Below are 14,551 nucleotides of genomic sequence, written 5' to 3'. Positions count from 1 at the left end.
TGTTTATCCTTGACTCAGCAGGTCATTAAGATCAATAAGAGCCGCATTAGCTCTTGAAACGTAATTTGCCATCACTAAAGAATGATTAGCCAACATACCGAAGCCATCACCATTAAGTATCATCGGGCTCCAAATCATTTCTTGGCTGGCTTCCAGCTCACGAATAATTTGCTTAAGGCTTACTTTGGCATTTTTCTTTTCTAATACATCATGGAAGTCTATTTCTATCGCACGAAGAAAATGCAATAGTGCCCATGTTGCGCCACGAGCTTCATAAAACTCGTCGTCTGTTTTCCACCAACTGGTTTTGATCTGCATTGATGATGCATTGGCAGTTGATTGTTGTGCAACACTGTCGCCCGCTAAATCAACGTTTAGCTGATCACGCCCAACACTCGCGCTGAGTCGTTGCGAATAACTCCCCAAACGCTTAGTCACTTCGTGTAGCCAATCTCTTAAGTTATCAGCTCTTGCATAAAATTGAGCGGATTGTTGGCTAGGATCAGCAAGCTCTTTTCGATAAGCTTTCAACGCTTTAATTGCTTTCTTGTACTCACCTTCTGCACTTGGCATTGCCCAGCTAGTGTGGTCAATATTTAGCATAGGTTGAGCCACTTTAAGGTGTGCATTTTCCATCGACTGTGATTGTGAGCGGCTAAATTCCTGACGCATGATCAACGCCATGTCTCTCACCATTTCCAGCGCGCCAAATTCCCATGCTGGAATGTTATCTAAGAATACTGAAGGAGGAAGTGCGTCGTTTGACAAATACCCACCCGGTTTTTCTAGCAGTGTTTCGGTAACGCGGATGAGTGCGGTAGTCGTGCTATACCCAGTAACAGGTGCTACATTTTCACTTTCAGCGGCAGATGTTACTTCAGCTTTAATGTCGAATTCACCTGGCTCAAAGCTCCAATAAACGCCAAGCAAATAGAAAGCAATAATAATCCCAACGACTGCGCCTATTACAGTTTTGGTTGAAAAATTAAATGTCATAGTACCTCCTAATGATGATGGTGATGTGCGGCTTTTTCACGCTTAATACTTGTCACCGGAAAAACAACCTCTTTAGCTGGTTGTTCTTTGAATTGTAAAGAAATTTTAACCTCGTCACCATCGTTAAGCCGTTCATCCAAATTAAATATCATTAAATGGTAACCAGAAGGCTGCAGAACAACTTTACTTTTTGCCGGAACTTCGAGTGAATCTCGTTTTTGCATTTTCATCATGCCATTGCTCATCACATGTTCATGAATTTCAACTTTGTCGCTTACTTTAGCACTCGCTCCAACTAGTGTAATACTGTGCTCGCTATCATTGATGATTTCCATATAGGCAGACGACACATTCGTTCCTGGGATAGTTGCTCTTACATATTGAGAATTAATGGTAACTTGCGCGTGCGCAGTCATACTGAAAAAAATACCTAAGATGAGCGCAGGCAATGTTTGCTGAAATATCCGGTTCATGTAACTTGGTTCCTATTTGTTGTCATTGTCTGAGAAAACTGTACCAAAATCATAAAAACACCGCTGTTTTACGAATAATAAGCAGTAAACACTATACAAGCGGTTTTACTCATATTAAGGTGACAGAGCCCTATTGTAACTAAGCTTATGAAAAATGGATAACTTAATTCTCTCTGAAGTAAAACAAAATGTGCTCTTTATCACCCTAAACCGCTTTGATAAGAAAAATGCGCTGACTACTTCAATGTACCAAGAGCTCTGCCGTTTGTTTGAACAAGCATCAAACAACCCTTTAATTCATTGTGTGCTCATTCAGGGTAACCAAACCTGTTTCTGTGCCGGCAACGATCTTGCTGATTTTCTTGCTATTGAACAAGATGAAGAATTTGTGGCATTTCAATTTGTTCAATGTTTAGCTGAATTTAACAAGCCTTTGATCGCAGCTGTAGCAGGCCCTGCCGTTGGCATTGGAACCACCTTACTTTTACACTGTGACATGGTGTTTACCGCCGACAATACAAAATTCAAATTACCTTTTGCCCAGCTAGGATTATGTCCTGAGGCAGGCTCAAGCACGTTACTTCCGCTACGCATTGGTCACAACAAAGCGTTTGAGCTTTTGGTACTCGGCGAAACTTTTATGCCCGAGCAAGCTTTAGCGCTTGGCATCGTAAATCAAATTTGTTCGCCTGATGAACTGCTACCGTTAGCTGAACAAACGGCGTTAGCAATAGCCAAACTACCTCACGAGGCCGTAATGGCGAGCCGCAAGCTGATAAAGAATGCAACTCAATCAGTCCACCAAGCACTCAAAGACGAAAAGGCAGCATTTTCTCACTTACTGCAAACCAATGATTGCAAGACCATACTAAGCAGCTTTTTTAAAAAATAATCACCCGTTGCTATCTAAAATAAAGGAGTTGCTAAATCGTTTAGCAACTCCGTTAATACCAACCCCAGTAATCTAACTGTTAGCCTTTAGTGTTTTCTTAAACTTTTTCACGCGTTTTTTCAGGTTACTGTCTTCACCCCAATCAACTTCGTTAACGATTGCTTTCGCTTTGTCTAAGGCATTCTGATGAAAATAAACTTGCGCTAATCTAAACTTAACCCAATTCGGGTATTGATAATGTTCACTCGTTAATAACGGTGTCAACATTTGCTCTCCATCAGTGAGGAAGTTACCAGACTCTGCCGCTACCTTGCCAAGCTGGTACATAGCACTGGCTTTACGCTGTTCATCTTGCGTTAGTGCAATCGCCTTTGATAAGTCCCCGTGCGCCTCTTGCCAAGCATTATTGCCGATATACATGATCGCGCGGTTAAAATACAACTCATCATGTTCAGGGTATTTAGAAATTCCTTCGGTAAGTGTTTTGATGCTTTCTTCTGGCTGCTCTAGCCCTTGCTGAACTCTTGCGATTTGTATATAACCCAATTTTTGATCGAGCGCCTTAAGCTGATGAGCGTACTTTAGTGCAGCGTCTTTGTCTCCGCCGGCAATGCCGGGAGCTGCTAGGTGAAAACCAATTAAAACGTCAAGCGCTTTCTCATGCTTTGGATCTAATGCAATAGTCTGTTCTAATGCCTTTAATCCATCTTCTGCGTACCCTAACTTAGAAAAGATACTGGCGATCTGCGCCATTTTCATTGCACTTAACCCGTAGTAAAACTGAACGGTTGGGTTATCTTTATGCGCTTGTGCAAGTTCTTCCAGCGCGTCATTTGCGTCTTCATATTCGTTGGTCGCCATTAGAATTCTGGCATGCGCTATTTGACCATCCAAACTATGCCTATTTTGCTCGGTTAAGTTATCGAAGAGCACTTTGGCTTGATCAATATTCTTATTATCTAACGCGACTGAAATATCACTAATATTTGCTAATGCCGAGCTCGACATAGTAAGCGCTAAAAGTGCGATTGAAAGTCCTTTCATTTATTTTTCCACCTATTGATTGTATTGTTGTTTTTTGTCTTTTGTAACTATCCATATCGCCCCTGCAATTAGCAGCAACGGCCAAAATACGCCAATAGCAACCATTGCCAAAGAACCTACTACGATAAGTCCAACGAAGATTATGGTGCCAAAAACGCTCAGAATTATTGCCAAAACAGCAATAACAATGATGACAGATATTAAAGCTGAGATGCTAATTGCTTTCAATGGTTCAATTAATTCATCTCCCATATATACATCAATATCAAACAACTGCATGAACCCACTGCCAAGCACATAGGTCAAAAATAGCGTTACGAAAATAGCTATCATAAGTGATTTAAGAAAAGACATGGCGACCTCTCAACAGTTGCTATTAGAATGAATGATTGGATTTGGTTCAATAACGAGATGTAGGCATAAGCAATGTTGCCACTAGATAGGCGACACCAGTAGCCACCGGAAAAGTGATTAAAGCAAGGATAGCACCCAAACGTACCGCTACTCGTGGCAAGTTGTAATGCTTAGCGATGCCACTACAAACGCCCGAAAGTTTCTTGTGTACCGCATCTTTAGATAAAGGTTTTTCTACTGAATAGCTCTTTTGATATTTCATTTTCATACCCCTAGCGTTTGTTTGTTAGTCCAGTTAGCCGACCCAATAAGCTAACCACAATAGAACCGAAGACCAGAAAAGTTGCCGGAGCTAAGAATATGAAACTAAGAGTAAACCAAGATAAGTGAATCATATTCCGCTCCTGCAGCTTATTTCCTTTAGCTAGCCATTAGCGACTTGCTTTTTCATCGCTTCCAGCTCTTGTTCAATGGAGTCATCTTGCTCTAACTCTTTGAACTGACTGTCTAAGCTCTTGTTTGCTGTCATGTCATAAGCTTCAATCTGCGCTTCCACGTCATCAATTTTCTGTTGATAGCGCTCAAACTTACTAATCGCTTCATCAATATTGTAAACAGCAGTCTGTTCTTTCGCCTTCAACCGTACTTCCGCAGTTTGTTGGCGTAGTACATAGCTTTCTTGCTTACGTTTAGCGTCAGATAATTTATCTTGTAAGCGCTGGCTATCTTCCTGTACCGATGCAAGGAAATCGTCCAATTGCGCAATATCATTATTAATGGCCGTTAGCTGTTCATCGCTTTTGTGCTTTTCAGCTAGTGCAGCTCTGGCTAAATCGTCGCGTTGTTTTTCAACCGCAAGCTGTGCCTTACTTTGCCAATTCGCAACACTCTCTTCCAATTGGCGCTTTTGGCGCAGTAGTGTTTTCTTTTCTGCAATATGCTTAGCTGCTGTAGAGCGCACTTCAACTAATGTTTCTTCCATTTCCTGAATGATCAGTTTGATCATCTTTTCTGGGTTTTCCGCCTTTTCTAACATGCTGTTAATATTGGCATTAATAATATCTGTGAATCGAGAAAACATACCCATTGTAAACACTCCTACTCTTCTACTGATTTTGCATTTGTTAGTTCTTTAGAATTATCATTACGTGAAAGCATTGTTGCTGCCTGTAAGGGCTTTTCCACATTGAATGATGACGTAAACTTCTGAAATTCAATTGCTAGCGATTGCTTAATATTGCCTGTTAATTCAACCGTTAACTGCTTTCCTTGCTCGACAAGAAACGACTTAACGGTGTCTTCAACTTCCATAGTGTTTGCTTGTGCTTGTTGCGCAGTTGCCATCACTAATAAAACTGAAGCCAACATGCCAATTCGTTTAACCTGTTTCATATTCTTCCCCTTGATAAGTCATCTGTAATGACGCTGAATTTACTATAGCTATAACAATCAACGTGCCAACACTGAAAAATTTTTTAACACATTGAAAAATATAAGAAATATAAAAAGAGGAAATTCACCCTCACAAGCGCGACATATTATGTCACACTACATATTGGCATATATGACCATGACATTAGCCATATTGACCAACTGTGAATAAGTAGAATACTAATACCAATCGGCATAAGAGTATGGAAAGCGCTAATCTTGGCTAGCTGAAAGTCTATGACTATATAAAGAGGGAAAGGCTCTTGGGAAAGGTCTCATTAAGCGAGGGAAGTTAGTTAAACAACAGTAAGTGGCTGACTGCAGCTCGTCAGCCACATAAAATTTATTCTATAGGTAATGTATTATCTGCTCCCCACTCGCTCCATGAACCGTCATAAACAGTAGAATTACAGCCGATAACAGATAACGCCAGCGAGATGACACAAGCGGTAACACCAGAGCCACAAGTAGTAATGACTTCTGATTTATCCTGAATCAATGGTTTGAGGATTTGCTCCAATTGCGCTTGCGGTTTCATTTTCCCAGAACTGTCTAATAGATTGCTATAAGGCACGCTATGTGAGCTTGGAATATGACCCGACCTTAGCCCCTCGCGCGGCTCTGGTACCCTAGCATGAAATCGATCACTTGATCTGGCATCCAAAATGGCAACATCATTCTTTGCCGTGCTACTTAATACATATGATTTGTCAGCAAAAGAGTTGGCTTGAGGAATTGCATTGAATTGGCTTTCTTTTCTTGTCTGAATTTCAGCAGTTGCTGTTTCACCGCCAGCTAGCAACCAAGCAGGCAATCCCCCATCGAGGACATAGACATTGTTGAGTCCTATCGACTTTAACATCCACCATGCACGTGGCGCAGAAAATGTCCCATAGCTGTCGTATACCACAACTTTACTTTGCTCAGTAATCCCTAACTTTCTAATATGCTGTTCAAATTGCGCAATGGACGGCATGGTATGGGGAACAGCAGATGATTTATCAGAAAACTCTTCATCAATATCAAAACGTAACGCGCCAGGTATTACGTAATCTGGCCAACGTTTATTCGATGCGGTAAAACCTGCTACGGGATTAATACTGGCATCCAAGAGCACCAGAGCATCTTCATTTAGCTGCTTTTTCAATTCATCGCATGAAATTAGTAGAGATTGTTTGTGGCTCATCTAAGTTGTCGCTAGAAAGTCAAATAAGGTTAAAGACTATAACAATCAGACGGCTAAGAAATAAAGTGGTAAATTCAGCAGGTAGGAGATAAAGGCGTATGTGACACTATTGTCAGCTCGATTAACACGAAAGTTTATCTTTGTTAGACTTTTCGAATAAGCCCACAATCATCGAAAGTGCCAACATGCCTATCGCGGGCAATGTCATAACGAGAGTTAATATCGGTAAACTAAACATCAGGTGTTTCCTTTTTACATCGTGATTTATAAGTAAAGACGCACAAACTGTTACAAAGGTTGTGCCATCTAACACACTTTTTTATAAAACATTGATACAAAAGGAAATTTAATTTTAAAACATTTCTCTTGGTAAGTTGCAAGGTAGGAACACTAATAGACACTTAGTAAAGTTAGTAAAAAATTAGCAATTTTCACCAACTTTTATTCTATAAGCTTTTATTTCAAAAAAGAGAAAATCCCGATTTCGAGAAGCCTAATCCCGAAATCGGTACACAACGAGGTAATTTGCCGTTGCTAGTCCATGAGCCTGCTAGGCATTTACTTTGGCGAATGCCTCCCTTAAGACATCGCTAGACGCCCCTTCTCTGCCAGCATTTTCGCTTAAGTAACGTCTAAATTGTTTAGCCCCTGGCAAGCCATTGCACAATCCGAGCATATGCCTTACTACATGCCAAACGCGACCACCGGACGCAACTACTTGGTCAATGTAAGGACACATGGCTTCTATAATTTCTTCTCTGGTTAAGGTCACTTTATCTTGCCCCCATATGCGCTGATCAGCTTCAGCCAGCATATAGGGGTTTTGATAAATTTCGCGGCCAATCATCACACCATCAATGTGTTGCAAGTGCTCCAATGTTTGCTCATAAGTGGTGATTCCGCCGTTAATAGAAATTTCTAACGACGGGAAATCTTTTTTAATTTGATACACGCGTTGGTAATCTAACGGCGGCACTTCACGGTTTTGTTTCGGGCTCAAGCCACTTAACCAAGCTTTGCGCGCGTGCACGATAAAATGTTCGCATCCCGCCTGAGATACAGTGTTAATGAACTGATGCAAGAACTCATAGCTGTCTTGATCATCAATGCCAATGCGTGATTTAACGGTGACGGGAATCTTGACTTGATTTTGCATGCTATCAACGCATCTTGCTACCAACTCAGGTTCAGCCATCAAACACGCACCAAAGCGCCCATTTTGTACGCGATCCGATGGACAACCCACATTGATATTAATTTCATCATAGCCACGATCTTCAGCAATTTGAGCGCATTTCGTCATAGCATCAACATCGCTACCGCCTAGCTGTAACACTAGCGGATGCTCTTGTGTGTTATACGAAAGGTAGTCACCTTTGCCAAATAAAATAGCACCCGTGGTCACCATTTCGGTATACAAAACGGTGTTAGCACTCATAACGCGATAAAAGTAGCGACAATGTTTGTCAGTCCAATCCAACATCGGTGCCACGGAGAGTTTATGATCAAAATTACTCGAAGCCACTACGCAATACCTCTTAATGTATAAGAGCTCGACCCTTCTTTGTGCAAAATTATTACCTTTGAATATAAATAGGTGATTCCTGATGTGTTTATGTCATTAATCACTTCATGTTGTGATTAATGCATTAAAAGTCACAGGATATATTTCATGACGCAGTATATTATCAAAAAACGCTGCAGAGGCGAACAAACAGTTTGGTTTGATTAAGTTTGCCATGCAATAAATAACGATTATAGTCATTGCCGCTACATCGTTAAATTAAGGCGACAAATGCCTGAGTGCCCAATCACCATCACTGTCATCGCAACTCAACCACAAAAGTTAACTATGATTTCCTTTTAGCAAAGGTAATTGAAAGAAAGAATTATAAGTTAACTACAGTTGACTTATATGACTACACTATCCAAAGTCACATAATCTGGAAAGGCGGTTAAGCCTACTAACACAAAGAGAAAAGCCGCACTAGTGGACTAGTTTCCACATAGGCACTTTTTACTTATTCATTTTAAAAATGCGGCTTGTCTCTTGGTGTTAACTGCTTGAAGCTGCCGTAGCAGTAACTGCTACACCACTATAAGCCGCTGCTTGTTGAGCCGCGAGTTGACTCGTAATGACTGACGTATTTTGCTGCTCACTGGCGATAATACAGGTACCGTAGCCCATTCCTTTCAATGGGTTTTCCCAAACAATTTCCCCATCTTTCGCCCGTAGACAAAATAAATGTCCACCGGAGTACGCGAAAACTTTGTCGTCCTCAAAATAAACATTAGTGATGCTGGAGCTTCTCAATTTAGCTCGCCAAATCTCTTCACCCGTGCTTTTGCTTAAACACATGACATGGTTATTAATGCCTAGAAATAATTTTTCCATGATTCAATTCTCACTAACTTATTATTATGAATACTCAGCTTATCATTCATTTACGCATTATTTAACAACTACAACATCACTGATTGGTGCTTGTTGGTATCGTTGATACATAGCATTTAACGGTTCTTGATTTAACACAATGCCTTTATCCGTTAAGAAATCCTCATTATAGAGTTTACTATACGAACGCTCGGCCAAATCACAACAAAAAGTGACAATGGTTTTTCCTTTCCCCATTTTGGCTGCCGCATACAAAGCGCCTGCAACGTTTAGCGCCGAACTGCTACCTAACAAAATGCCATCTTGCTCACTCACTATACGTGAAATGGTGACGAGATCCTGATCAGGTAAGGTAATCGCTTTGTGAATATTGGCCTGCCTAAAATTTTCCACAACTCGCATGATACCAATACCCTCGGTAAATGAACTACCCTCACTGCGGTGTTTACCTTCTTTGAGATAAGCATAAATTCCAGAGCCATCGGGATCGACTAGCCAAGTTTCCAAATTGGGGTTTTGTTCTGCTAAATAGCGAGAGTTTCCTGCGATAGTGCCACCAGTACCAACTACAGATACCAACGCATCAATATTGCCCTGTGTTTGTTGCCAAATTTCAGGCCCAGTATTTAGGTAATGTGCCCTAAAGTTACTCAGGTTTTCAAATTGATCTGCCCACCAGTAATCATCGTGCTCTTCACCTAAACGTTTAGCGGTATGATAAAAATGTTGTTCATTGGCAAATGGGCAAGGATCAACCAGTGTGAGCGTTGCGCCGTGTAATTTAATCAACCTTTCTTTTTCAGTAGCTTGCCCTTTTGGCATTACAACGCGCATATTGAAACCGAGTGCTTTAGCAACCAATGCTAGACCAATTCCGGTATTACCTGCTGTGCCTTCTACTATGGTCATTCCTGCTTTGAGTTTACCACTGTCAATTGCATCTTTTACCATTTGCAATGCAGCACGATCCTTAATTGAGCCGCCCGGATTTTGCTGCTCACATTTGAGCAGTATGTTACAACCGGTTAGCTGCGATAAGCTGTTAAGTCGTACTAAATCGGTATTGCCAATAAGTTCCGTAACATTAGAACATACGTCCGGCGGAATTCGGTTGACCATTAAACTTCCATTTTCTTCGTGACTGATAGTTCTAGCCTAGCGCCAACAAAAAACATGTCAACGTACAGTGACAATAATGTCATCTACTTAAGTTGCCACAAAACTCATTTTTTGAGGATAGCGCTATACTAAATAACATGACTACCAACCTATGTAGGAGCCCGCGATGTTTTTAAAAAATCGTAGAAATGGCGATATGGTCAAAGTGTCTGATATGACAGCATTGACCAATTTATATAGCGATACAGTCAAAGGGCGCTATCAGGCAGGTGAAGAAGAACAAGATCCTGAAACCTTTTGCAAAGACGACTTAGTATTTCTATCCGGCGAAGCTTTGCCAAGGTGTTGGACCGATCCCAACTATCGCAAACGTGACTAGACGTGTTTAACTTGAAAGTACGAATTTAGTTCAACACGCACTGTATCATTTATTTGAATTTCAAACGTGGAGTGTAACGATGGATGTTCAACTACTTGTAACGAAAACAGATTTTTGTTTACCCAATTTAGAGTGCGAATTGAAAAGCATTGGTATTGACTACCATGTTGAATATATTGAAGATAATCCCGAATTAGTGAGCGATTACCACATTCGGCATTCCCCGAATATTTTTGTTGATAATAAGCTGGTATTTAGGCATCAACCAAGCCCTAGCGAACTGAAAGCCTACTTTCACGGATAAACAGGCTTGACTATGGCACATTTAACACATGTCGCATTGCATGTGAAAAATGTCACAGCCTGCGTTGATTTTTTTCAACGCTATGTTGGATTAGAGGTTGTGCGCGATAGGGAATCACACGGCAAGCACGTACTGTGGTTAGCAGAGCCTGGGCATGAGAACGCCTTTATATTTGTCTTGATCCCGGGAGGGCCGGGACATCAACAAGCAGAAAACGACTTTTCTCACTTGGGGTTTGCCCTTCCGTCTAAAGCTGCCGTAGATGAAATTGCTGCGCGGGCAAAGCAAGAAGGCATTTTGCTTTGGCCACCTCGTCAAGAACCGTTTCCTGTAGGATATTATTGTGGTGTTATCGACCCAGACGGCAATCGAATAGAGTTCAGCTATGGCCAACCATTAGGTGACACTATTTAAATTTGCTGTTTGACTACTGATAGCCAGTCATTTCCAAAAAACCTGAGCCTTGATGGCTACCAGAGAAATTAACAACCCCCTCGAAATACTCAATCCCAAAGCGCATCACTTGCTGATTATTTACGACGTTAACATCAATATCGACGCCTTGTTCAACTAACACTATACGAAATGCCTGTGGGTAACCCGCTTTACTCGTGGAGTCTTTCACTCTTGTTACGCGAATATCGTTTTCATTCAACACACTAATTGTGCCGTCACGGCGCATTATGCTGCCATACAGGTAGTCTTGCGTTATTGAACGAATTCGATAGACCATCAACGCCGTATTGGCATCTAGGCGCAGCGAAAACCAGTCCCACCCTTGCTGATCTTCAGCTAACAACTGACTACCCCACTCTCTGTCGAGCCAAGCATCACCGGTAACACGTTGCCAACCGCCTTGCCAATAAACTTGTCCAGACACTTTAATAAAGGGTTGTGAGTAATAGTGGCTCGAAATATCCAATGTATGGTGCTTCTGGCTAAAGCCTTGCGCTCCTTGAAGGAAAAAATATGGCTCAGCGCTTAGCTGTAGGTTTACTCGCCAACCTTGTTCGGCATTGCTCTCTACAATCTCCCCTTCCTTAGCAGCTGCCAATTGGCCACTACCAAAACTCAACGTCGCTGGTAAGAAATCACTGCTGGAATGCCATTGCCAGTCATCGATGGTCGCTCGAAATGGTGAAAGCTGAATCGAAACGTTGCCGAGCTCCTCTCTGCCATCTCGATAAGCCGATTTATGTTCAGCGCTATCACCTAATGCGGCGTGTGCAAAATACCAATGCTTGTCGCCAACCGCGCGGCGAAATAGCGTCCACTGAGCACCAAGCTGCTCGCCTTTCTCAGTGACCAAATTAGCCGTTAAATACCACCACTCCTGACGATACGATTTTTTGGGCGCATGTGCAGCAGGAAAAAGGATAATGTTACTTTTTGAAGGGCGTTGGTAATCACCTGAATTATTAGCCAATTCTTTTATTGGATTGTGGTTAACGGTGTCGTTTTGTTTATTCTCACAGGCAATAACAGCCACAAAAATTAAAAGCACAACTATGTATTTGCCGAATAAACGACTCATCATGACAAACTCGCTCTTAGGTTAAGACGATACAATGGAATGCTTAATGCGGGAATGAGTAAAAGTAATCCAATCATGCTACTGAAGAAGAATGGTACGATATCGAGTGTCAAAGGCATCGACCAGCCAAATGAAACAGGTAAAACTTGACCAACTAACACATCAGCTAACAGCATTGCCACGGGCCAACTCATTAATACAGCCCCACCTGCCAATAATAGCCATTGGAAAATCATATGCATAAACAATTCCCCCCGACTGTAACCTAAGCTACTTAAGATATGTAAGTCGGGCTTTCGCGCGAGTTCCAAACTATTAGCTGAGAGAAACAGGCCAAAACAAGCAATGGCGAGCAATACAAACGCAATCGCTTGTGTTAAAACAAACGTCTGAGCAAACACATCAAGTGCTCTTTGTTTAATTTCCTCCGGTTCAAATACTTGATCATCATCTAGCGCGAGCGCTTCAATGACTTTTTGTTTGTTCAGCTGGCTACCAGCTTTGAAAAACAGACCGTAACCAATTTCTTGCCAATTGATTGGCAGCTCTTCTGCTGGTTCAATGGCTAATTTAATTCCATAGGATTGGTTGCCATAGTCGTGATAAACCCCAATGACTGTACAGGCAAAAGATAGCCCTCCTTGAGAAAACGCCACCTGCTGGCGTAAGCCTATATGTTCACCATAAGCCAACTGTTCATTGATATAACAAGCGTCGTGAATGTTAGTTAACTGTCGATCATATGATGGCACTGGTTGCTTAAGCAACAGGCTTGCGTGTTGACGCTCAGAAGTTAGTCCATGAAGTTCAACGGTGTGTTCATCTATTCGCGCGACTGACCTTTGAAATAGCACATATTCGTCAATCTCATCACGTCCTGTCACCCACTCGGTAACTCGCGCTTTTTGCTCACTGTTGTAGCGCACAAACATATCAGAGTTCAGCAACTGGTTTAAGTAAGTCGTAAATGACGATTCAAAGCTATTTATCATCAAAGCTGCAGAAATACTCGCGGTTAGTGCCAAATAGAATGCCGATACGGGCAAAAAGCGTCGAGCGACTTGTCCGCTTGCGTCTTTAAACACGAATCCTAGCCTAAACCCGCGCACCAAAAATCCTAACCCTTTCAGCATGTAGCACAAAACATTAGGAAGCAGCGCAACACTCGCCAATAACAATAAACCATACTTAACCATTATCTGATACCAGCTATCACTGGGCCATGCAATGCAGCCAAGCATGAGGATTGCAGCAGTTATCGCCGTGTGCTTCAAGTTGAATGACTCAGGTTGTTTACGCGCAAACAACGCAACATGACGTGTACTTATTAAACGGAATTGCTTCATCAAGGCTAGGCTGGTTGCCACTGCTGATATCAAGAACGCCCACACGGAATAATGCCATTGCCACTGAAAATGCCCGCTCACGTTTAAGTGATAAATCTGATTCAAAGTTAATCCAAGCACCGGTAGCAATAACGCAACAAGTACTGCGGCTACCATCATACCAATGAGCATCGCAATAGAGGTTAAACCAATCGCCTCGCACCACATTACCCGACGAATTATGCTTAGGTTTACGCCTACCAACCGCAATTGTCCAGCGAGTTCACCGCGCTTTTGCCACGCTTGATTAGCCGCTTGAAACGCTATGAAAACACTGACGATAAACCCTAATACCGCGAGAGCGGCTAAATTCAAATGCAGCGCATCTGCAAATCCTGCTCTTTCTTCTAACGACCAAGTTTCCTGTATCAGCAAATGCATAGGAAGCGCTTCTGCCAACCGTTCAAGCTCATCATCATCCATAGGTGCTGCCGCAAGATGACTGAACCCTTGAATATCGGGAAATAATTCCCATGCTAGCGCAATATCAATGAGCACTGAATTTGGCCATTGTGGCAAATCAATTACATTAACATTCATTGCCTGAGCACTATCAAGTGTCAACACATTATTGGCGTGAACACCAAGTGACTCGGCGTATTCTCTGTGTATGTTAAGTTGAGATGGCGATAATCGATCAGGGCTTATCAAGGCGAATGGAAGAATATCCATTGCTCTGAACACAATTGATTCGCCATTGTTCAGTGTGCGTCGAAATACTTGCATCGGCGTAAACCGATGAAAACCTAGTGCACTAAGTTCTGCATAATCTTGCGTAGAAATGTAACTTCCAGCTTTAGGGACAATATAAAAAGCGATGGGTGACTGTAATCGCTGATTGGCCTGCTGATATTGCTGTTGGCTCGCGTGATTCAATATTAGAATACTGAGCAACGTAGTAGTCGCGATAGCCAAACTCAAAACAAACCCTAAATTGAGTAATGGTTTACGACGATATTCCGCCCAATGAATCTTAAGAATTAGCCAAAACTCTCCCATTAAGCCACTAGCATCAGTTGTCCTTGTTTCACGCCTATGTTGTAACGACTGACGCATACA

General features: G+C 41.9%; 17 protein-coding genes. 4 read left to right on the top strand and 13 right to left on the bottom strand.

Features of this window, described 5'->3' with window-relative positions; all coding sequences use genetic code 11:
• Nucleotides 1–3: 3 nt before the first annotated feature.
• Both ACSLUK_RS15390 and ACSLUK_RS15385 read right to left on the bottom strand, forming a co-directional pair.
• Complete coding sequence (locus tag ACSLUK_RS15390) at nt 4–996, bottom strand: DUF2333 family protein (protein ID WP_448549563.1); 993 nt, start codon at nt 994–996, stop codon at nt 4–6.
• Nucleotides 997–1,004: 8 nt separating this feature from the next.
• Nucleotides 1,005–1,469 (bottom strand): copper chaperone PCu(A)C, encoded by a 465-nt coding sequence (locus tag ACSLUK_RS15385; protein ID WP_448549562.1) that lies wholly within the window; start codon nt 1,467–1,469, stop codon nt 1,005–1,007.
• Between the two features lie 154 nt (nt 1,470–1,623).
• Here ACSLUK_RS15385 and ACSLUK_RS15380 point away from each other — a divergent pair, with 154 nt between their 5' ends.
• Entirely contained in the window at nt 1,624–2,361 is a 738-nt protein-coding gene (locus ACSLUK_RS15380) for an enoyl-CoA hydratase-related protein (protein WP_448549561.1), read from the top strand.
• A 72-nt stretch (nt 2,362–2,433) separates the two neighbouring features.
• Here ACSLUK_RS15380 and ACSLUK_RS15375 read toward each other — a convergent pair whose 3' ends face one another.
• From ACSLUK_RS15375 to ACSLUK_RS15335, 9 genes are all read right to left on the bottom strand, one after another.
• Nucleotides 2,434–3,405, bottom strand: coding sequence for a tetratricopeptide repeat protein (locus ACSLUK_RS15375; protein WP_448549560.1), 972 nt, complete (start codon nt 3,403–3,405; stop codon nt 2,434–2,436).
• Nucleotides 3,406–3,417: 12 nt separating this feature from the next.
• Complete coding sequence (locus ACSLUK_RS15370) at nt 3,418–3,759, bottom strand: hypothetical protein (protein WP_448549559.1); 342 nt, start codon at nt 3,757–3,759, stop codon at nt 3,418–3,420.
• 46 nt (nt 3,760–3,805) lie between these two features.
• Nucleotides 3,806–4,021, bottom strand: coding sequence for a PspC domain-containing protein (locus ACSLUK_RS15365; protein WP_448549558.1), 216 nt, complete (start codon nt 4,019–4,021; stop codon nt 3,806–3,808).
• A 162-nt stretch (nt 4,022–4,183) separates the two neighbouring features.
• Nucleotides 4,184–4,846: a phage shock protein PspA gene (pspA, locus tag ACSLUK_RS15360; RefSeq protein WP_448549557.1), complete on the bottom strand. Its 663-nt coding sequence runs from the start codon at nt 4,844–4,846 to the stop codon at nt 4,184–4,186.
• Nucleotides 4,847–4,857: 11 nt separating this feature from the next.
• Entirely contained in the window at nt 4,858–5,151 is a 294-nt protein-coding gene (locus ACSLUK_RS15355; protein ID WP_448549556.1) for a hypothetical protein, read from the bottom strand.
• A gap of 382 nt (nt 5,152–5,533) precedes the next feature.
• A complete protein-coding gene (locus ACSLUK_RS15350) occupies nt 5,534–6,376 on the bottom strand; it encodes a sulfurtransferase (protein ID WP_448549555.1) in 843 nt (280 codons plus the stop codon).
• Nucleotides 6,377–6,926: 550 nt separating this feature from the next.
• Nucleotides 6,927–7,901, bottom strand: coding sequence for a tRNA dihydrouridine(20/20a) synthase DusA (gene dusA / locus ACSLUK_RS15345; protein ID WP_448549554.1), 975 nt, complete (start codon nt 7,899–7,901; stop codon nt 6,927–6,929).
• A gap of 531 nt (nt 7,902–8,432) precedes the next feature.
• On the bottom strand, nt 8,433–8,771 hold the full coding sequence (locus tag ACSLUK_RS15340) for a BamB-related PQQ repeat family beta-propellar protein (RefSeq protein WP_448549553.1): 339 nt from the start codon (nt 8,769–8,771) through the stop codon (nt 8,433–8,435).
• Between the two features lie 57 nt (nt 8,772–8,828).
• Nucleotides 8,829–9,890 carry a cysteine synthase A gene (locus ACSLUK_RS15335; protein ID WP_448549552.1) on the bottom strand — a complete coding sequence of 354 codons (1,062 nt, stop codon included), beginning with the start codon at nt 9,888–9,890 and terminating at the stop codon, nt 8,829–8,831.
• A gap of 166 nt (nt 9,891–10,056) precedes the next feature.
• On the opposite strand from ACSLUK_RS15335, the gene ACSLUK_RS15330 reads away from it, so the two are divergent.
• From ACSLUK_RS15330 to ACSLUK_RS15320, 3 genes are all read left to right on the top strand, one after another.
• Nucleotides 10,057–10,269: an acetyltransferase gene (locus ACSLUK_RS15330; protein WP_448549551.1), complete on the top strand. Its 213-nt coding sequence runs from the start codon at nt 10,057–10,059 to the stop codon at nt 10,267–10,269.
• 79 nt (nt 10,270–10,348) lie between these two features.
• The gene (locus ACSLUK_RS15325; protein WP_448549550.1) at nt 10,349–10,573 is read left to right on the top strand and encodes a thioredoxin family protein; all 225 of its coding nucleotides are present in this window, start codon (nt 10,349–10,351) and stop codon (nt 10,571–10,573) included.
• Between the two features lie 12 nt (nt 10,574–10,585).
• Nucleotides 10,586–10,987 carry a VOC family protein gene (locus ACSLUK_RS15320; protein WP_448549549.1) on the top strand — a complete coding sequence of 134 codons (402 nt, stop codon included), beginning with the start codon at nt 10,586–10,588 and terminating at the stop codon, nt 10,985–10,987.
• Between the two features lie 13 nt (nt 10,988–11,000).
• Here ACSLUK_RS15320 and ACSLUK_RS15315 read toward each other — a convergent pair whose 3' ends face one another.
• Together ACSLUK_RS15315 and ACSLUK_RS15310 are read right to left on the bottom strand one after the other, a co-directional pair.
• Nucleotides 11,001–12,110, bottom strand: a complete 1,110-nt coding sequence (locus ACSLUK_RS15315) for a lipocalin-like domain-containing protein (RefSeq protein ID WP_448549548.1) — start codon at nt 12,108–12,110, stop codon at nt 11,001–11,003.
• Entirely contained in the window at nt 12,107–14,548 is a 2,442-nt protein-coding gene (locus ACSLUK_RS15310; RefSeq protein WP_448549547.1) for an ABC transporter permease, read from the bottom strand. The genes ACSLUK_RS15315 and ACSLUK_RS15310 overlap by 4 nt, the downstream gene beginning before the upstream one ends.
• Nucleotides 14,549–14,551 lie beyond the last annotated feature (3 nt).

It is taken from the genome of Thalassotalea fusca, assembly GCF_053485835.1.
The sequence above is the reverse complement of the archived record's forward strand: the minus strand, read 5'-3'. Positions and strand labels throughout refer to the sequence as shown.